Here is an 18475-nt window from a genome sequence, read left to right as displayed (position 1 = left end):
ACACGCGCCTCCCCTCCTGCGGCTGTGCGAACGGGCGCTAACCTGCGGCTATGAAGGTCCCGCCCGAAGGGCTCCCCCTCGCCGCCGAGTTCCCGGCCGCGCACCGTGAGCAGTGGCAGCAGCTCGTCCAGGGCGTGCTGCGCAAGTCCGGTGCCCAGCCCGAGGACGGCGCCGCCGCCGAGCAGGCACTCAGCACCAAGCTCCAGGACGGGCTCAGCGCGCGCCCGCTGTACACCGCCGAGGACACCGCGGTCGACCCCGGGTACCCGGGCTTCCCGCCCTTCGTCCGCGGCGGACGGCCGCAGGGCTCGGCCGTCGCCGGGTGGGACGTACGCCAGCGGCACGCCGACCCGGACCGGCGGCGCACCAACGAGGCCGTGCTGGCCGACCTGGAGAACGGCGTCGGCTCGCTCTGGCTGGAACTGGGCGGCGAGGCCCTTCCCCTGGACGCCCTGCCCGAGGCGCTGACCGGGGTGTACCTGGACCTGGCCGCCATGGTCCTCGACGCCGGACCCGAATTCACCGACGCCGCCGAGCAGTTGTTCGCGCTGTACGAGCAGCGCGAGGTCTCCCCCGCCGCCGCCTCCGGCAACCTCGGCGCCGACCCGCTGGGCCTGCAGGCCCGCACCGGCGACACCGCCCGCACCGACGCGCTGCTCGCCGAGGCCGCCGCCCTGGCCGCCCGCTGCGCCGCCGACTACCCGAACGTCCGCGCCCTGACCGTCGACGCCCTGCCCTACCACGAGGCCGGCGCCTCCCCCGCCCAGGAGCTGGGCTGCTCGCTCGCCACCGGCGTCGCCTACCTGCGCGCGCTGACCGCGGCCGGCCTGTCGGTGGACGCCGCGCTCGGCCAGCTGGAGTTCCGCTACGCGGCGGACGCCGACCAGTTCCTGACGATCGCCAAGTTCCGTGCCGCGCGCCGCCTCTGGGCCCGCGTCGCCCAGGTGTCCGGGGCGTCCGCCGAGGCCTCGGCGCAGCGTCAGCACGCCGTCACCTCCCGGGTGATGATGACCGCCCGCGACCCGTGGGTGAACATGCTGCGCACCACCGTCGCCTGCCTGGCCGCCGGGGTCGGCGGCGCCGACGCCGTCACCGTGCTGCCCTTCGACAGCGCGCTCGGCCGGCCGGACGCCTTCGCCCGCCGGATCGCCCGCAACACCCAGTCGATCCTGCTGGAGGAGTCGCACCTGGCCCGGGTTATCGACCCGGCCGGCGGCTCCTGGTACGTCGAGCAGCTGGGCGAGGAGCTGGCGCGGGCCGCCTGGACCTGGTTCCAGGAGATCGAGCGGGCCGGCGGCCTGCCGGCAGCGCTCGGCTCGGGCCTCGTCGAGGAGCGGATCGCCGCGACCTGGGCGGAACGGTCCGTCAAGCTCGCCAAGCGGCGCGAACCGGTCACCGGCGTCAGCGAGTTCCCGCACCTGGACGAGCAGCCGCTGGTCCGCGAGCCGGCCCCCGCCCCGCTCACCGGCGGCCTGCCGCGGGTGAGCCGCGCCGAGGCCTACGAGGCGCTGCGGGACCGCTCGGACGCGACGCTCGCGGCCACCGGCGCGCGGCCGAAGCTCTTCCTGGCCTCGATCGGCACCGCCGCCGCGCACACCGCGCGCACCACCTTCGCCGCCAACCTGTTCCAGGCCGGCGGCATCGCGACGACCTCCGCGGAGTCCGTCGACCCGGCCGTGTTCGCCGAGGCGTTCCGCGCCTCCGGCGCCACCGTCGCCTGCCTCTGCTCCAGCGACGCCCTGTACGGCGAGCACGCCGCAGCGGTGGCCGGCGCCCTGAAGGCGGCCGGCGCCGCGAAGGTGCTGCTGGCCGGGCGGCTCGGCGAACTGCCCGACGGAGTGGACGAGTTCATCCATGCGGGCGGGGACGCGGTCGCCGTCCTGACCTCCCTGCTGGACCTGATCACCGGCGCGAGCGGCGCCGACGAGAGCGAGGCGGCCCGATGATCCCCGACTTCACCGGAATCGGGCTGGACGGCGACGCCGCCGACGCTCCCACCGGCGTCACCGACGCCCAGTGGCAGGCCGCCTGGCGCCAGTCCACCGGCAAGGACGTCGACGAGCTGGTCTGGGACACCCCCGAGGGCATCGGCGTCAAGCCGCTGTACACCGCCGAGGACCTGGCCGGGCTGGACTTCCTGGAGACCTACCCCGGTGTCGCCCCGTACCTGCGCGGGCCGTACCCGACCATGTACGTCAACCAGCCGTGGACCGTGCGCCAGTACGCGGGCTTCTCCACCGCCGAGGAGTCCAACGCCTTCTACCGCCGCAACCTCGCGGCCGGCCAGAAGGGCCTCTCGGTCGCCTTCGACCTGCCGACCCACCGCGGCTACGACAGCGACCACCCGCGCGTCCCCGGCGACGTCGGCATGGCGGGCGTCGCCATCGACTCGATCTACGACATGCGCCAGCTGTTCGACGGCATCCCGCTCGACAAGATGTCGGTGTCGATGACCATGAACGGCGCCGTGCTGCCCGTCCTGGCGCTGTACATCGTCGCCGCCGAGGAGCAGGGCGTACCGCCGGAGAAGCTGGCCGGGACCATCCAGAACGACATCCTCAAGGAGTTCATGGTCCGCAACACCTACATCTACCCGCCGCAGCCGTCGATGCGGATCATCTCGGACATCTTCGCGTACACCTCGCAGAAGATGCCGCGGTACAACTCGATCTCCATCTCCGGCTACCACATCCAGGAGGCGGGTGCGACGGCCGACCTGGAGCTGGCCTACACCCTGGCCGACGGGGTGGAGTACCTGCGCGCGGGCCTGGACGTGGGACTGGACGTGGACGCCTTCGCGCCGCGGCTGTCGTTCTTCTGGGCGATCGGCATGAACTTCTTCATGGAGGTCGCCAAGCTGCGCGCGGCCCGGCTGCTCTGGGCCAAGCTGGTCAAGCAGTTCGACCCGAAGAACCCCAAGTCGCTGTCGCTGCGCACCCATTCGCAGACCTCGGGCTGGTCGCTCACCGCCCAGGACGTGTTCAACAACGTGACGCGCACCTGCGTGGAGGCGATGGCCGCCACCCAGGGCCACACCCAGTCGCTGCACACCAACGCCCTGGACGAGGCGCTCGCCCTGCCCACCGACTTCTCCGCGCGCATCGCCCGCAACACCCAGCTGCTGCTGCAGCAGGAGTCCGGCACCTGCCGGGCCATCGACCCGTGGGGCGGCTCGGCGTACGTCGAGAAGCTGACGCACGACCTGGCGGCCCGCGCCTGGCAGCACATCCAGGAGGTCGAGGCGGCCGGCGGCATGGCCAGGGCGATCGACGCCGGCATCCCCAAGATGCGCGTCGAGGAGGCCGCCGCCCGCACCCAGGCGCGCATCGACTCCGGCCGCCAGCCGGTGATCGGCGTCAACAAGTACCGGGTCGAGAGCGACGAGCAGATCGACGTCCTCAAGGTCGACAACTCCGCCGTGCGCGCCCGGCAGATCGAGAAGCTGCGCCGGCTGCGCGAGGAGCGCGACGAGGCCGTCTGCCAGGACGCCCTGCGCGCGCTGACGGCGGCCGCCGAGGCCGGACCGCGGCGCGACGGCTCGCTGGACGGCAACCTGCTGCACCTGGCCGTCAACGCGGCCCGGGCCAAGGCCACCGTCGGCGAGATCTCGGACGCCCTGGAGAAGGTGTACGGCCGCCACTCCGGCCAGATCCGTACCATCTCCGGTGTGTACCGAGACGAAGCGGGCCCGTCGGCCTCCCTCCAGCGCACCCGCGACCTGGTCGAGCGGTTCGAGCAGGCCGAAGGCCGCCGACCCCGCATCCTGGTCGCCAAGATGGGCCAGGACGGCCACGACCGCGGCCAGAAGGTCATCGCCACCGCCTTCGCCGACCTCGGCTTCACCGTCGACGTCGGCCCGCTGTTCCAGACCCCGGCCGAGGTCGCCCGCCAGGCCGTCGAGGCCGACGTCCACATCGTGGGTGTGTCGTCGCTGGCCGCCGGCCACCTGACGCTGGTGCCCGCGCTGCGCGCCGAACTCGCCGCGGCGGGGCGCGAGGACATCACCATCGTGGTCGGCGGGGTCATCCCGCCGCAGGACTTCGACGCGCTCTACGAGGCCGGCGCGGCGGCGGTCTTCCCGCCCGGCACGGTCATCCCGGACGCGGCGTACGACCTGCTGAAGTCCCTGGCGGCCGACCTCGGCCACGAGCTGTGAGCCGGGATCTCTAGGCCATGCCACCGAGGACGATCGACCTCGACGCCTATGTGACGGGCGTCCTGGACGGCTCGCGCGCGTGGATCGCGCGAGCCGTCACCCTCGTCGAGTCCACCCGGCCCGACCACCGCGCGCTCGCGCAGCAGCTGCTCCAGCGGCTGCTGCCGCACGCGGGCGGCGCGGTCCGGGTGGGCATCACCGGCGTGCCCGGGGTCGGCAAGTCGACCTTCATCGACTCCTTCGGCACCATGCTGACGGCGTCGGGGCACCGCGTCGCGGTGCTCGCCGTCGACCCGACGTCCAGCCGGACCGGCGGCTCCATCCTGGGCGACAAGACCCGGATGGAACGCCTCGCCGTCGACCCGCACGCCTTCGTCCGCCCCTCCCCCACCTCCGGGACTCTCGGCGGGGTCGCCAAGGCCACCCGGGAGTCGATGGTGGTCATGGAGGCGGCCGGCTATGACGTCGTGCTGATCGAGACGGTGGGCGTCGGCCAGTCCGAGACGGCGGTGGCCGGGATGGTGGACACCTTCCTGCTCCTCAGCCTCGCCCGGACCGGCGACCAGCTTCAGGGCATCAAGAAGGGCGTCCTGGAGCTGGCGGACGTCATCGCCATCAACAAGGCCGACGGCGCGCACGAACGCGACGCCGGCGCCGCCGCCCGCGAACTCGCTGGCGCGCTAAGGCTGTTGCAGGCCCCCGACGCGGCCTGGACCCCGCCGGTCCTCACCTGTAGCGGCCGCGAGAACATCGGCCTCGACGTGCTCTGGGAGCGTCTCCAGCAACACCGCAAGGTCCTCGACGCGACGGGCGCCCTGGCGGCGAAGCGCCGCGACCAGCAGGTGGAGTGGACCTGGGCCATGGTCCACGACCAGCTCTACGCCCGCCTGCACGAGAACCCCGAAGTGCAGCGCCTGGCCCCCGAGTTGGAAACGCAGGTCCGCGCCGGCACCCTCCCCGCGGGACTGGCCGCCCAACGGATCCTGGACGCCTTCTTCGGCTGACCCGCAGCGTGAAGGTCAAGCGCCGTGCCCCACCCGTGGGTGGGGCACGGCGCTTCGACGGTTTCGCCCGGCAGTGGGGCTGGGCTCACGGCGTGGACTGGACCGGGAAGCCGGTGGGGCGGCCCTGGGCCTTGAGCCAGGTGAGGACCTGGTCGAGGGCTTCCACCGTCTGCTGGCGGTCGCCACCGCCGTCGTGGAAGAGGACGGTCGGGCCGAGGTGCATCTCCTTCTTGACCGTGTCCACGATGGCGGCGGTGCCGGGCTTGTTGAAGTCCTTGGAGTCGACGTTCCAGCCGAGCGGGCGCATGCCGTTCGCGGCGGCGATGCGGCGGCTGTCGGGCGTGAAGGAGCCGCCCGGGGCACGGTAGTAGAGCACCTTGGCGCCGCCCGCGGCGTCCTCGATCATCTTCTTCGCGTCCAGGATCTCCTTCTCCTGGTAGGCGACGGGCTTCTTGTCCATCGAGGTGTCGTGGTGCACGCTGTGGTCGCAGAGCCGGTGACCGGCCGCGACGACCTGCTTGACCAGGTCGGGGTGGGCCTTGGCCTGCGGTCCGACCATGCAGAACGTCGCCGTCACGCCGTGCCGCTTGAGGACGTCGAGGACCTTCGGGGTCCAGGTCGGGTCCGGGCCGTCGTCGATGGTGATGTTGACGGTGTTGCCTCCGCTCTCGGAGGCGTGGGCGATGCCGTCGGGTATCCCGCCCGGCTGCTGCGTGCCGCCGTCGTTGCCCTTGCTGCCGTCCCCGCCGCTGCCGTCGGAGGACCCCTCCTGCCCCTGTGCGATGTCCTGCCGGGGAACGCCGTCCGACCCGGTGAGGGCCGCCACCCCCCAGGCGCCCGCCGCCAGGGCGATGGCCGCCACCGCGAGGGCCACCCGGCTCCCGGCCAGATCCTTCATGCGTACTTTGCGGTCCATCGGCTGACTGCTCCCCCACCTGTCTGCGGTTCTTCGAGGTTGATGACGTGAACCCCGCCGCACGGGTTCCCCGAAATTCCTCGTCATCGCAGGAGCAGGCCCCGGAACGCCCGACCGGTCCGGGGCCTGGGACGCCTGACGTGCGTCAGGCGGTCGTGGCGGCCGCGAAGCGGGCCGAGACGTCCTGCCAGTTGACGACGTCCCACAGGCGGGTGACGTAGTCCGGGCGGACGTTGCGGTACTGCAGGTAGTAGGCGTGCTCCCAGGCGTCGAAGGCCAGCAGCGGGGTGGTGTTCTGGCCCACGTTGCCGTGGTGGTCGTAGACCTGCTCGACGATCAGGCGCCGGCCGAGCGGCTCCCAGGAGAGGATGCCCCAACCGGAGCCCTGGACGCCGGTAGTGGCGGTGGTGAGCTGCTTCTTGAAGGCCTCGAAGCTGCCGAAGTGCTCGGTGATGGCGTCGGCCAGCTCGCCCTCGGGGCGGTCGCCGCCCTCCGGAGAGAGGTTCTGCCAGAACAGCGAGTGCAGCACGTGGCCGGACAGGTGGAAGGCGAAGGTCTTCTGCAGACCGACCAGACCGTCGAACTGCTCCTTGTCGCGCGCCTCGGCGAGCTGCTCCAGGGTGTCGTTCGCGCCCTTGACGTAGGCGGCGTGGTGCTTGGAGTGGTGCAGCTCCAGGATCTCGGCCGACATGGCCCGCTCGAGCGCGGAGTAGTCGTACGGGAGGTCGGGAAGCGAGTAGGTGCCCATCAGGACACGGCCCCTTTCGGCGGGTTGGACATTGCTGATCGTGCCGGGACAACACTATTGCGTATAACTTGCAGGAACGAACCCTGGGCTCCTGCCTATTCCCCACATCACATCTCGTCACCTGACGAGTTTTCCGCTTCCGGGGGCTTCCCGCGGCCACCACGATTGTGCCATTTTACATGTCACACATTGGAGCGGTCGTGTCCCCAACAACACGGCCACTACCCGGGCCGCTACCGGCCCCGGAGGCCCCCACCCCATGCGTCCCTTCCGAATAGCGAAGGCGAACGCGCGCAGACTCCCTGCGCTCGGCGCCGCTTTCTTCCTCGCCCTCGGCCTCTTCGCGCCGCAGGCGCACGCGGCCGACACCCCGTCAGCCCCCGCCGCCAAGCCCGCCAAGACCGCCGCGCCCCGCGCGATCCCCGTGCCCAAGTCGCCGGACACGCCCAAGGACGCCCGCCCACTCGCCGCCGACCAGCAGGCCAAGGCCACCGCCCCGACGGCGGGCAGCACCGTCGGCGCCGCGAAGACCCCCAAGCAGCTCACCGCCGCCGCCAACGCCTGCGACGTCTCCGCGTTCACCGGCAACTCCGGTGCCGCGCTGGTCCAGCAGGTCAAGGCCGCGAGCCTCGACTGCGTCAACACGCTGTACAACCTGACCGGCACCGACGCCAAGGGCGCCTTCAACGAGGCCCAGATGGCCACCGTCGCCAACGCCCTGCGCGACGTCTCCACCGCCTACCCCGGTGACGACTCCACCTCGGCCGGACAGCTGGTCGTCTACCTCCGCGCCGGCTACTACGTGCAGTGGAACAGCCCCGACGTCGTCGGCTCGTACGGCACGACCCTGCAGACCGCGATCCGCGGCGCGCTGGACGCCTTCTTCGCCGCCCCGCGGAGCAAGGACGTCACCGAGGCCAACGGCCAGACCCTCGCCGAGGCCGTCACCCTGATCGACAGCGCCCAGGAGAACGCCCGCTACACCGGCGTCGTCAAGCGCCTGCTGAACGACTACAGCGGAGCCTGGACCGGCGCGATGGCCACCGCCGTCGCCAACACCGAGACCGTCGTCCGCCGCGGCCTCGACCTGCCGGCCTTCACCGCCGCCCTCCAGGCCGACCCCTCGTTCGCCACCACCATGGCGTCCTTCGTCACCCGCAACAGCACCCAGATCAACGGCGGTGACCTGGTCACCTCGATCGGCATGCAGATCGGCAACCTGCTCTCGCAGGACGCGCTCAAGTCCCAGGCCCGGCCGCTGGTCAAGGACCTGATCAACCGCTACCCGCTGGTCGGCAACACCGGCCCGCTCACCATGAACCTGCTCTGGTTCACGGAGAAGAAGGACAGCGGCAACTGCTCCTACTACGGCACCTGCGACGTGCCCACCCGGCTCGTCCCGCTCGTGCTCACCGTCGACCACACCTGCAACGCCAACCTGCGCATCCGCGCGCAGGACATGACCGCGCAGCAGCTCGCCGACACCTGCACCAGCCTGGTCAACGAGAACGCGTTCTTCCACAAGGTGGCCAAGGACAGCGGTCCGGTCGCCAACGACAACAACACCAGCCTGGAGGTCGTCGTCTTCGACGACTACTACAACTACAGCCTCTACGCCTGGGAGATGTACCACATCGCCGTGGACAACGGCGGCATGTACGAGGAGGGCAGGCCGGACGCGGTCGGCAACCAGGCCCGCTTCATCGCCCACGAGGCCTCCTGGCTGCGCCCCCAGTTCCAGATCTGGAACCTCAACCACGAGTACACCCACTACCTCGACGGCCGCTACGACATGTACGGCGACTTCGACGCCGGCATGACCACCCCGACCGTCTGGTGGGTCGAGGGCCTCGCCGAGTACATCTCCTACAGCTACCGGGGCGTCCACTACGACGACGCGGTCACCCAGGCCGGCAAGGGCACCTACGCGCTGAGCACGCTCTTCGACAGCACCTACGACAACGCGGACTCCACCCGGATCTACAACTGGGGTTACCTGGCCGTCCGCTACATGCTCCAGTCGCACCCGCAGGACGTCGACGCACTGCTCGCCAAGTACCGCGCGGGCGACTGGAACGGCGCCCGCACCCTGCTCAAGAGCACCATCGGCACCAGGTACGACGCGGACTTCGCCACCTGGCTCAAGGCCTGCGCCGCCGACAACTGCGGCTCGCTGCCCACCGGTCAGGCGCCGCTGTGCACCGCCGTCGACACCCGGCAGTACGACAAGAACTGCCGCCGCGACAACGTCTCCGCCACCACCGGGAACTACAGCTACGACTTCCTGTACCTCCCGGCGGGGGTGAAGCAGCTGACCATCACCACCAGCGGCGGCACCGGCAACGCCGACCTCTACTACAACGGCGGCGCCTGGGCCACCACCGGCTCGTACCTGGCCAAGTCCACCACCAGCGGCAACGGCGAGACCCTCACCATCGCCAACCCGCCGTCCGGCTGGGTGTACTTCAGCCTCTACGGCCAGCAGGGCTTCGGCGGCGTCACCGTCACCACCACCTACAACTGACCTGCTCCCGTGAGCACCGGAGGGCCCCGCGGCGATGCGGGGCCCTCCCCCGTTTCCTCCCGTCCCGCCGACTATTCCGCCGGCTGTCCCGCCGACCAGGTGACCGCCGGCGGGCGGACGGCGGCGCACAGCGGGTGGCCCCCGGCGTCCGTCAGCCCGAGGCGGGCGAGGAGCAGGCCGGTCCGGGCAGCCTGTTCGGCGGTCCCGCGGTCGACCTCCGCCAGCAGCAGCTTCGCCCGGCGGAACAGCGTCCAGCCGTCGCCGTCCCCGGCCACCCAGTTCAGGTAGACGAACCGCCCGCCCGGGCCGCCCTGGACGTACCGCCCGGTGATGTCCACCCCGCCGTCCGGCAGCGGCTTCGCCGTGCACTCCAGCGACCACCGCGCCCGCGCCGCGTCCCCGGGCTGCGGGTCCAGCAACTCCGCCGGCCTGCCCCGGCGTTGGACAGCGACGTGGACGTTCCGGTACCCGGGGAAGCCGGGACCGGCGCCGCACTCGCGACCGGGCAGGTCGGTGGCCTCGATCCTCAGTTCCACAGCGGCGCTCGGCTCCATGGCGCTCCTCGGCTCCTCACCGCTCCTCCGCTCCATACCGCCATCGTGCCTCATTCGGGCTCCCCGTCCCGCTGCGCCGGGATGGTGCGGTCGCGCTGGAGGTCGAGCAGTTCGCGGAACAGGCCGTCGGGGCGGGCGGCGAGTTCGGCCCAGGTGCCGGTCTGGACGATCCGGCCCCTGTCCATCACGATCACCCGGTCCGCGACCGCCGCGTTGGCGATGTTGTGGGTGACCAGGAGGGTGATCCGGCCCGGGGCGAGGCCGCGCAGGGCGTGCAGGATGCGGTGCTCGGCGCGCGGGTCGAGGTCGGAGGTCGGCTCGTCCAGGATCAGCAGGCCGGGGCTGCGCACCGTGCGGTAGAGGGCGCGGGCGACGGCCGCGCGCTGCCAGCCGCCGCCGGACAACTCGGCGCCGCCCCACCAGCCTTGGGCCAGCAGGGTGCGCCAGCCTGAGCGCAGCCGGGCCACGATCTCGTCGAAGCCGGTCCACGCCGCCGCCCGTTCGACGTCCGCCATCAGCTGGTCGGTGAGGTGGCCGAGGTGGACGTTCTCGGCGGCGCCCAGCGGCCAGCGGGCGAACTCCTGCGGCACCCGGGCCACCCGGGACCACATGCCGTCGGCGTCCAGTTCCTCCACCGGCACGCCGTCCCAGGTGATCCGGCCCGACTGCGGCAGGTAGAGGCCGGAGAGCAGCTTCAGCAGGGTCGACTTGCCGCTGCCGTTCTGCCCGATCACGGCCACCACCTCGCCCGCCCGCAGGGTCATGCTGACCCCGTTCAGCGCGGGCTCCTGCTGCTCGCCCGGGTAAACGTGGCTCAGGTCGGCGACCTCGACCAGCTGCGGGGCGCCGGGGAGGCGGTGTCCGCGCCGGATGCGGTGGCCGCCGGCCTCGTCCAGGAAAGTGAAGTAGTCGTCCAGGTAGAGGCCCATCCGGTACAGCCGGGCGCCGTTGCCGACCAGGCCCTGCAGCCCGGAGGAGGCCGTGCGCAGGGCGAAGGTGGCGGTGCCGGCGGCGGCGAGGTCGATCCGGCCGCTCGCCACCAGGTAGAGCAGCGTGCCCCAGATCAGCGCGCTGCCCGCTCCGGTGCCGAGCGCGGCGAGCAGCGACACCTTCGCCGCCTCCCGGGTCGCCCGGTCGGTGGCCGCGACGATCTTGGCCTCGGCTCGGCGGTACTTGGCCATCAGGAAGGGCGTGACCTGGTCCGAACGGACCTGGTCGGCACGGGTCTTGTCGATCAGGAACCACCGGTAGACGCGCAGCGCCCCGCGGTCCTCGTTGGTGGTCACCGCCGCCAGGTAGTGGATCCGGGCGGTGCGGACGGCGGCCACCGCGGTCGGCACCGAGCCGAGCAGCAGCAGCGGCACCAGCCAGGGGTGCAGCGTCGCCAGGACGCCCGCGGCGGCGGTCAGCGAGACGGTGGAGGCGATCACGTCCTGCGCGTTGGAGAGCAGGTCGGGCGTGGTCGAGGCGCCCCGGTCGGCGGCCTCCCACTGCTCGTTGTACGCGGGCTCGTCGTACGCCTTCAGTTCGGCGGCGCAGCCGGCGGCGATCAGCGCCAGCTCCGCCTCCCGGGTGATCCGCGGCGACACCCGGCCGGAGAGCCCGACGACGGCGATGCCCAGCACGGCGCGCAGGGCGGCCGAGACGGTCAGCAGGAGCAGCGACGGCGCGGCGGTGCGCAGGTGGTCGGTCACCGGGCCGGGCACCAGCAGCGCGTCCAGCGTGCCGGTGGTGGCGTACAGCGCGAGCGCCCCGAACACGCCCGCCAGCGCCTGGCAGACCAGCAGCAGCACGGTGGACGTCCGGTCCGCCGCCCAGGCCAGCGTCATCGCCCGGCGCACCAGGTGCGGCAGGCGGCGCAGCATGGCGCCCGCCGACATCGACGCGCCGGCCTGGGCGCGGCGGTCGCCGGGGAAGCGCAGGCGGAGTTCCTCGTCGTGCCGCTCCTCCCCCGACTCGGCTGCGGGGTTCTCGGGCTGCTCGGGTTTCACGATCTGCTCTGTCACCGTGCTCCTCCCTGGTACGGCGGCCTGCGGCCGCGGCGGATCCGCACGCGGGCAGCCGCCGTCGCCGGGCGGGCGTGGCGGGGTGGCAGGGGTGCCGGTGGGCACTCTGCGAGGGGCTGGCTGCCGGTGCGGACCCCGATCCTGGCAGCGGTCCGCCGGGGTGTCCGGCGTGTCCCGACGGGTCTCACTCGATCCGGGCGATTCCGTGTCGGGGACGGCGAGTTGGTGGCAGTCGATCACCGGAGGACTACACGGTGTGCGATTCCAAGGGCGGGGACCGGCGGTCGGGTGCGGAGGTGCCCGGCCGTCAGGTGACGGGTGCCTTGGCCAGGCCCTCGCGGGTGCGGCGCAGCAGTTCCAGGACCAGCCGCTCGGCGTCGCCCGCCGGGCCCAAGCCGAGCCGGTTGAGGTGCATGTGGACGAAGCTGCGGCACAGCTCGCCGTGGCTGCGCCGGAGCCTGCCGTCCTGCCGCAGCGCGCCGAGCAGGGCGGCCGCCGGGGCGAGGGCGGCACGGCGCTGGGCCAGCAGCAGGCGCAGCACCTCGGTGTCGGGCCGGTCCGGACCGGCGAGGGCCCGGCGCAGGTCGTTGCCGCGCCTGCGGTACTCGTCGCCGCCCTCGCGGGTGGTCTCGGCGGCGCCGCGCAGGAACACCGACCGTTCCGGCTCGGGCAGGCCCAGGGTGTCGAGGAGGTCGTCGACGCTGCTCACCGCCATCGCCGTGCGGTCGAGCGGGATCTCCCGCTCCTCGGCGGCCTGGAGCAGCCAGGCGACGGAGGTGCTGTCCGCACCGAAGACCTCCTCGGCCACCCGTACGCCGTCGCTGCCGCCGTAGCGTTCGACCTCCCGCTCGTAGGTGTCGAAGGCGAGCCGGGTGGCGGCCCCGGTCGCCAGCAGGTCCTCCGCCCAGCGGCAGGCCTGGTCCATCAGCGGGCCGAGCAGGGCGGAGCGCTCGCCGTGGAAGCGGATCCGCAGGTGGCTGTCCGGGTCCGAGTAGCGGATGAAGAACCAGTTGTCGGCCAGTGCGGCGGCGGTGGCGAACTCGGCGAAGGTGCGCAGCGGTCCCGCGATCAGCTCGTCCTGCTGCCAGGGGCTGCCGTAGAGCTTGAGGTAGAGCCAGTCGCTTCCGGGCGGGCGGAACCGGGTGCTCGCGGGCACGGTGTCGTCGGCCGGCACTGCCGGGTCGGGCGCCACCAGGTCGGGCACTGCCGGGTCGGGCGCTGCCACGTCGGGCGGGTGCCCGGCCGACGTCGGCGCTGCCCGGTCCGCGGCCGCGGTCCGCGCGCGCACCAGCGGGACGACGAGTTCGCAGACGTGCCGCCCGTCGGGCCCGGGCAGCCAGGCGTCCTGCGGCTGCGGCAGCGCCTCCTGGAGCTGCAGCGTCTGCGTGCCGCGCAGGGCCCGCAGCTCCTCGCGCGCCACCTCGACCTGGTCGGGGTCGGTGAGGTCGAGCAGCAGGCGGTTGTCGGCGACGCACAGGTAGACCAGGGGCGGGACGGCCCACCGCTGCCGCCAGGCCGACAGTGCGGCCGTGAACTCCTCGCCGGCGTCGGCGGGCAGCTCGGCCGCGTCGAGCCGCCACTGCGCGAGGGCGAGCACGGTGCGGCCGTACTGGACCCGGGGCAGGAACGGGAAGCCGTTCGCCGGACCCCAGGAGAACGAGGAAAGCTGGCAGCGCCCGTCGGCGGCGGCGTCCAGCAGGAAGCGGACCGGGGCGGGGGCACCCACGCTGTTGAGCATGTGGCCCTGCACTCCGGTGATCCGGGCGTCGGCGGCGGGCCACTCGACGCTGAACCGGCCCTCGCGCAGCCCCACGACCAGCTCGTGCAGCGGGATGCTGTCCCGGTGCGGCACCCCGGGGCCGGTGCCGAGCACGATCTCGTGGGTCCGGACCGCGGGGCGGATCGCGACGTTGGCGGAGCGGGCCCGGTGCGGCAGGTAGACGACCTCGGCGAACAGGGTGTCGGGGCTGGCCTCCTGCTCGGCCCGGGCGATCTCGTCGAGGGCGGTACGGGCGTCCGGGCCGAGCAGGTCGGCGAACCGGCCGAGGTGGCGCCCGGCGGCGGGGGCGCCGAGGTTGGGGCCGACGACCAGCCGGAACTCGCCGGCGTCCAGGGCGGCGGGCGAGGCAGCGGTGAGGAACAGCGCGAGTTCCAGGGAGACCGGGCAGACGGCCGGGTCGGGGCGGGAGACGGTGAGCGCCTCGATCTGCTCGTCGGTCAGGTCGACGCTCTGGCGGTGCTCCCGGTTGGCGGCGAGGGCGAGGTCGAGCAGCAGCCGGTTGCGCTGCGGCTGCTGCGGGGCCTGGTGCTGGTGGGCCGGGGAGTCGCTCGGGGGTCCGAGCCCCACGTCGGGGTCGAGCAGGTCCAGCAGGGGGACCTTGCGGTCCGTCCCGTAGCGGCCGAGGAACGCCCGCCGGTAGTTCTCCAGGCGGGACGGGCCCGCGGGGAGGGGGCTGAGCCGGAGCAGCAGCTCGGCGGCGCGGGCCGCCTCCGCCGCCACCTCGGCGTGCAGTCCCCGTCCGGCCAGCGGAAGGGCCAGGTCGGTCTGCAGGACAGGGGTGCCGGGCCCGGCCGGGTGCAGCCCGACGGCGCGTTCCAGCAGGTCCGCCCAGGGCTGGACCCGTGCGTCGAGCGGGAGGGCGTCCCACTCGGCGAGGTCCCGGGAGAGGTGGTCGAGCCCGTCGGCCAGCTCCCGCGCCCCGGGGACGGCGGACAGCCGCTCGCGGACGTGGGTGGCCGGGTCGCCGTTGGTGAGGGGCGGTCGGAGGTCGGTCTGCAGGAAGCCCTGGGCCCGCAGCCGTTCGACCAGCCCGGCCGCCTTGTCGGGGGTCGCGCCCGCCAGCCGGGCGAGCCCGGCCGCCAGCTCGTCCGCCGTGGCCGGGTGCCGCGCCGTCTCCAGCACCTGCCGCACGGCGGGGGTCAGCCGGACCGAGACGGTGTCCGCCGTGCCGTCGGCTCCGGGTCCGGCTGCCGCGCCGGGTCCGGCGTCGCGGAGCAGGGCGTGCTCGCCGCGCAGCACGACCGCCGCATTGGTGACCAGCCGCAGGCCGGCCCGGATCTCCGGCTCCTCCTCCAGGCGCTGGACGAGCCCGAGCAGCCAGGCCATGTCCGGTCGGGTGCGGGTGCGCGGCGGGCACGGTCCGAGCGCCAGGTCGGTGTGGTCGCTCCAGCGGGCCAGGCCGACGCCGGCGAAGACGCCGAACGGCGTCGGCCTGGTGCACATGCGGATCAGGTAGCGGGTCAGTTTGCCGCGCAGCCGCCGGGCTTCCGGGTCGGTGGGGCGGGTGCGGTGCAGGGCGGCGGCGAGGTCGCGGCTGGCCACCTCGACGGCGAGGCGGACCCGCGGCGCGTCGGGCATCAGGGTGTCGCCGCCGGCGGCGGTGCCGGCGGTGGCGAGCGCGTCCACCGGAAGCAGCGGTGCCCGCACCACCGCCCAGCCCAGCGGCCGGTAGAGGGGCTGCGGGCCGTGACGGTGGCCAGGGCCCTGGCGGTGGCCGTGGCGGTGGTCGGGGTCGTGGGCGGTCATGACAGGAGGAAGAACCGGTCCCAGGTGGGCTCGGTGTCGGTTGCGGCGGCCAGCAGGACCATGACGATGCCGGGGGCTCCGTCGAGCAGGCCGGGTGAGTCCACCCGGTTGCCGGCCGGCTCCACCCCGGCGTACCCGAGCGGACGGTCGGGGTCGAAGTGGTCGAGCAGCTGATCGACCAACTGCTCGGCGCCGATGGTGAATTGCGGGAGGCCGGTGTCATGGGCGAAGCGCAGTACCACCTGGAGCAGTCCGGCGACACCGTGGCAGAAGGTCGGCGAGCCGAGCTGCCGGGCGGCGAGGGGCCGCTGCAGCACGCGGGTGACGGCCTCGACGGCGAGGTCGCGCAGCCGCCGGTCGTCCAGGGCCTCGCCGGCGTGCCACAGCGCCCGCGCGATGCCGGGGCTGCCGTAGCACCAGGAGCTGCGCGCCGGGCCCGGTTCCGGCGGCGGCGGTCCGCCGGGAGCGGCCGGCAGCGGGATGGCCGAGGGCCAGTTGACGCCCCACGCGTCGTCGAGGCGGTGCGCGGTCAGCCAGTCCGCCAGGTGGCGCACCGCCGCCGCCTGCCCGGGCACCTCACGGCTGGCCCGCAGGGCGAGGGCGAGCACCGCCAGTGGTCCCGGAATTCCGTGCGCCAGACCGCAGTTGAGGTTCCCGTACGGGTAGAGGGAAAGCGTCGAGGGGTCGCCGAGCCGGTCCGCCGGGGTGGCCCAGCGCGGCGTCGCGCCGTTCGGAGCGGCCACCTCGACCAGCGCGCCGAGCAGATCGGCGAGCGAGCCCTGCGGATCGCGTGGCAGCAGGGCGGCAGCCAGTCCGCTCGCCCCGGAGACCAGATCGAAGGCGCTCACCGGCCCGTCGTGGCGGGCTGCGGCGAGCCGCGCGGCCATCAGCCCCGCGCGGGGCGCCAGTTCCTCGTCAAGGGCGCCGAGCGCACGGCGGTAGCGGGTGCCGTCGCGGCTGAGCGCGGCGACGGCGAACGCCGTGCCGGCGAGTCCGCCGTAGAGGCCGGAGCCGATCCGCACGGCGTCCCGGCCGGTGCCGTCGAGCCCTCCGAGGCCTCCAAGGCCTCCGAGCCCGTCGAGCGCGGTGAGCAGGAAGCGGTGGCCGGTCTCGTCCCAGCCCTGCCCGGGCCGGCACCGGTCGAGGTACGCGCAGAGCAACGCGATGCCGGCGTCACCCCCGGCCACCCCGTGGGGAAGCCAACCGATCGTCCGGGGGAAGCGGGTCTGCCGGGGGGAGACGGCCAGCGCCTCGCAGATGCGGGCGCGGTCCACGCAGCGTTCGGCGGCGACGTCGACGGCGGCGAGCGCGGCGGCCCGCCGGTCGCCGTCGAGCACGCTGCGCCACGGGCGCGGATCCGGGCCGTGCCGGTCGGGAGCACCGGGAGCACCGGGCGTCGGCGACGCGAAAGGGCTTGTCGCATCGGCGAGTTCGCGTCGCGTCATGTGGCCTCCCTCGGGCTGGCGGACCGGCTGCGAGCGGCGACGCGCCGGTTGGGCCGGCGCAGCTCCTAGCCGGGGGGCAGGATCTCGCAGAGCACCGGGCACTCGGTGTCATGGCAGGTGTTGCAGGTGAAGCACGTCTCGCAGGTGACCGGGCAGGTGAACTCGCAGGTGAACTGGCAGACGGTCGCGTCACAACTGCCGTTGCAGGACTCCGGACAGGTCTGGTCACAGGTGCCGTCGCACGAGACGCAGGTCTGGTCGCACGAGGCGCAGGTGGCGAACTCGATGGTCTGCTGGCCGCAGGGGGCACCGCAGGTGCAGCCCTCCTGAGGCTCGAACCGGCCGGCCGCCCGGCGTGCCAGGGCGGCTCGAGACCCCCGCGACGCCCGGCCTCGGCCGCGCTGCGGTGCCCTCGGGCGCGGCCGGCTCGACCGGCGGACGTCGACGTCGAAGTCGTCCGACGGGCGGACCGCGGCGCTGTGGGTGTAGCTGACCTCGGCCCCCTCCTTCAGGGTGACCTCGGTCGCCTCCGTTCCGACGAAGGGTGGTCGGTCCGGCGGGATGCCGGCGCTGTCGACCACGTCGTCGGTGGTGAACTCGACGTAGTAGTCGAGGTTCTTCGTCAGGTACAGCCGCCGGTGTCCTGCACGGTCGCTGTCGCCGAGGAAGCCCTTGAGGGTGAGCCCTCGGACGGGCGCGCGGCCCGGTTCCGGGCGGAACCTGTCGACCAGTGGATCCTGCGGACCGTTGATGTCCTTGGCCCGGTCCGGCCGGTCGCCGGGGCCGCCGTCGGATCCGCTGCTGTTCTGTGGGGTGGTCATCGCGGACCTCCCTCGGTGGAAGAGGGGGCCCTCTCATGCTTTCACCGGGGCCGCAAGCTGACAACTCGACGGATTTTCATGACACAGGGTGACTACCGGCCGAGCGGCGGGCGGTTGCAAGTGGCCCCAGCCAGGCTTCCGGCTCCGCTCCTGTGGCAGTGCCCTGCACCGAGGGTCACGATGGAAGCCCGGCCACCGCCGGTCCCGGCCCGATCGGAGTGCGATGAGCGAGCAGCACAACGCCGTCCTGCTGACCTTCCCCGACCCCGCCGGCTGGCGCCCCGCCTTCGCCGAGGCGCAGCACCTGCCGGGTCTGCGGATGGCGGCCGTGCTGGAGCGCGGCGCCGACGGACTGCTGGAGGTCAAGGACACCTTCACCCGGGGCGCGGGCGTGACCACCGTCGGCTCGGGGCTGCTGGGCGGGCTGGTCGGGCTGCTCGGCGGTCCGGTCGGCGTGCTGCTGGGCTTCACGGCGGGCGCGGCGCTCGGCAACGCGGCGGAGGAGCACGGTGCGACCGAGGCCGGCGCCGCGCTGATCGTGCTCTCCCCCCGGGTGCCGGACGGCGGTGCGCTGCTCGCCCTGGAGCTGCGGGAGGCCTCGCCCGGCCCGGCCGACGACCTGGCCGCCGGGCACGGGGCCACCGTCGAGCGGATCGACGCGCACACCTTCACCGAGCAGGTGCGGGCAGCCGAGAGGAAGGCCGAGGAGCAGCGGTCCCACGGGACGCCGGGCGGGGCCTGAGCCCAGCTCGTCCGGAGTGGGCGGCCCCCTCCG

At 73.5% G+C, this 18475-nt stretch carries 12 protein-coding genes; 5 read left to right on the top strand and 7 right to left on the bottom strand.

Annotated elements, in window-relative coordinates; all coding sequences use genetic code 11:
- The first annotated feature begins 50 nt into the window (after positions 1 to 50).
- From ACZ3TI_RS12510 to meaB, 3 genes are read left to right on the top strand one after another with little or no spacing between them, the layout of a single operon-like run.
- Positions 51 to 1946, top strand: coding sequence for a methylmalonyl-CoA mutase subunit beta (locus ACZ3TI_RS12510; protein WP_465726172.1), 1896 nt, complete (start codon positions 51 to 53; stop codon positions 1944 to 1946).
- On the top strand, positions 1943 to 4156 hold the full coding sequence (gene scpA, locus ACZ3TI_RS12505; protein WP_465726171.1) for a methylmalonyl-CoA mutase: 2214 nt from the start codon (positions 1943 to 1945) through the stop codon (positions 4154 to 4156). The genes ACZ3TI_RS12510 and scpA overlap by 4 nt, the downstream gene beginning before the upstream one ends.
- 17 nt (positions 4157 to 4173) lie before the next feature.
- Positions 4174 to 5160 carry a methylmalonyl Co-A mutase-associated GTPase MeaB gene (gene meaB, locus ACZ3TI_RS12500; RefSeq protein ID WP_465726170.1) on the top strand — a complete coding sequence of 329 codons (987 nt, stop codon included), beginning with the start codon at positions 4174 to 4176 and terminating at the stop codon, positions 5158 to 5160.
- An 85-nt stretch (positions 5161 to 5245) separates the two neighbouring features.
- On the opposite strand, the gene ACZ3TI_RS12495 is transcribed toward meaB, so the two are convergent.
- Complete coding sequence (locus ACZ3TI_RS12495) at positions 5246 to 6076, bottom strand: polysaccharide deacetylase family protein (RefSeq protein WP_465726169.1); 831 nt, start codon at positions 6074 to 6076, stop codon at positions 5246 to 5248.
- Positions 6077 to 6221: 145 nt separating this feature from the next.
- Positions 6222 to 6824 (bottom strand): superoxide dismutase, encoded by a 603-nt coding sequence (locus tag ACZ3TI_RS12490; protein WP_465726168.1) that lies wholly within the window; start codon positions 6822 to 6824, stop codon positions 6222 to 6224.
- 259 nt (positions 6825 to 7083) lie between these two features.
- On the opposite strand from ACZ3TI_RS12490, the gene ACZ3TI_RS12485 reads away from it, so the two are divergent.
- Positions 7084 to 9348: a M9 family metallopeptidase gene (locus ACZ3TI_RS12485; RefSeq protein ID WP_465726167.1), complete on the top strand. Its 2265-nt coding sequence runs from the start codon at positions 7084 to 7086 to the stop codon at positions 9346 to 9348.
- Between the two features lie 71 nt (positions 9349 to 9419).
- Here the strand turns inward: ACZ3TI_RS12485 and ACZ3TI_RS12480 are convergent, their stop codons facing one another.
- From ACZ3TI_RS12480 to ACZ3TI_RS12460, 5 genes are all read right to left on the bottom strand, one after another.
- Positions 9420 to 9902 (bottom strand): DUF5990 family protein, encoded by a 483-nt coding sequence (locus ACZ3TI_RS12480; RefSeq protein ID WP_465726166.1) that lies wholly within the window; start codon positions 9900 to 9902, stop codon positions 9420 to 9422.
- Between the two features lie 50 nt (positions 9903 to 9952).
- A complete protein-coding gene (locus ACZ3TI_RS12475; RefSeq protein WP_465726165.1) occupies positions 9953 to 11908 on the bottom strand; it encodes an ATP-binding cassette domain-containing protein in 1956 nt (651 codons plus the stop codon).
- 307 nt (positions 11909 to 12215) lie between these two features.
- On the bottom strand, positions 12216 to 15434 hold the full coding sequence (locus tag ACZ3TI_RS12470) for a lantibiotic dehydratase (protein ID WP_465726164.1): 3219 nt from the start codon (positions 15432 to 15434) through the stop codon (positions 12216 to 12218).
- A complete protein-coding gene (locus ACZ3TI_RS12465; protein WP_465726163.1) occupies positions 15431 to 16879 on the bottom strand; it encodes a lanthionine synthetase C family protein in 1449 nt (482 codons plus the stop codon). Before ACZ3TI_RS12465 ends, ACZ3TI_RS12470 begins: the two co-directional genes overlap by 4 nt.
- A gap of 65 nt (positions 16880 to 16944) precedes the next feature.
- The gene (locus ACZ3TI_RS12460; RefSeq protein ID WP_465726162.1) at positions 16945 to 17700 is read right to left on the bottom strand and encodes a hypothetical protein; all 756 of its coding nucleotides are present in this window, start codon (positions 17698 to 17700) and stop codon (positions 16945 to 16947) included.
- A 223-nt stretch (positions 17701 to 17923) separates the two neighbouring features.
- Here ACZ3TI_RS12460 and ACZ3TI_RS12455 point away from each other — a divergent pair, with 223 nt between their 5' ends.
- Entirely contained in the window at positions 17924 to 18442 is a 519-nt protein-coding gene (locus tag ACZ3TI_RS12455; protein WP_465726161.1) for a histidine kinase, read from the top strand.
- Positions 18443 to 18475: the final 33 nt, after the last annotated feature.

Source organism: Kitasatospora sp. NPDC023120 (assembly GCF_055560835.1).
The sequence above is the reverse complement of the archived record's forward strand: the minus strand, read 5'-3'. Positions and strand labels throughout refer to the sequence as shown.

Excerpts from the sequence above, each read along its gene's own strand:
- ACZ3TI_RS12510 (WP_465726172.1), top strand. The coding sequence starts at position 51 with ATGAAGGTCCCGCCCGAAGGGCTCCCCCTCGCCGCCGAGTTCCCGGCC.
- scpA (WP_465726171.1), top strand. The coding sequence starts at position 1,943 with ATGATCCCCGACTTCACCGGAATCGGGCTGGACGGCGACGCCGCCGAC.
- meaB (WP_465726170.1), top strand. The coding sequence starts at position 4,174 with ATGCCACCGAGGACGATCGACCTCGACGCCTATGTGACGGGCGTCCTG.
- ACZ3TI_RS12495 (WP_465726169.1), bottom strand. The coding sequence starts at position 6,076 with ATGGACCGCAAAGTACGCATGAAGGATCTGGCCGGGAGCCGGGTGGCC.
- ACZ3TI_RS12490 (WP_465726168.1), bottom strand. The coding sequence starts at position 6,824 with ATGGGCACCTACTCGCTTCCCGACCTCCCGTACGACTACTCCGCGCTC.
- ACZ3TI_RS12485 (WP_465726167.1), top strand. The coding sequence starts at position 7,084 with ATGCGTCCCTTCCGAATAGCGAAGGCGAACGCGCGCAGACTCCCTGCG.
- ACZ3TI_RS12480 (WP_465726166.1), bottom strand. The coding sequence starts at position 9,902 with ATGGAGCCGAGCGCCGCTGTGGAACTGAGGATCGAGGCCACCGACCTG.
- ACZ3TI_RS12470 (WP_465726164.1), bottom strand. The coding sequence starts at position 15,434 with ATGACCGCCCACGACCCCGACCACCGCCACGGCCACCGCCAGGGCCCT.
- ACZ3TI_RS12465 (WP_465726163.1), bottom strand. The coding sequence starts at position 16,879 with ATGACGCGACGCGAACTCGCCGATGCGACAAGCCCTTTCGCGTCGCCG.
- ACZ3TI_RS12460 (WP_465726162.1), bottom strand. The coding sequence starts at position 17,700 with ATGACCACCCCACAGAACAGCAGCGGATCCGACGGCGGCCCCGGCGAC.
- ACZ3TI_RS12455 (WP_465726161.1), top strand. The coding sequence starts at position 17,924 with ATGAGCGAGCAGCACAACGCCGTCCTGCTGACCTTCCCCGACCCCGCC.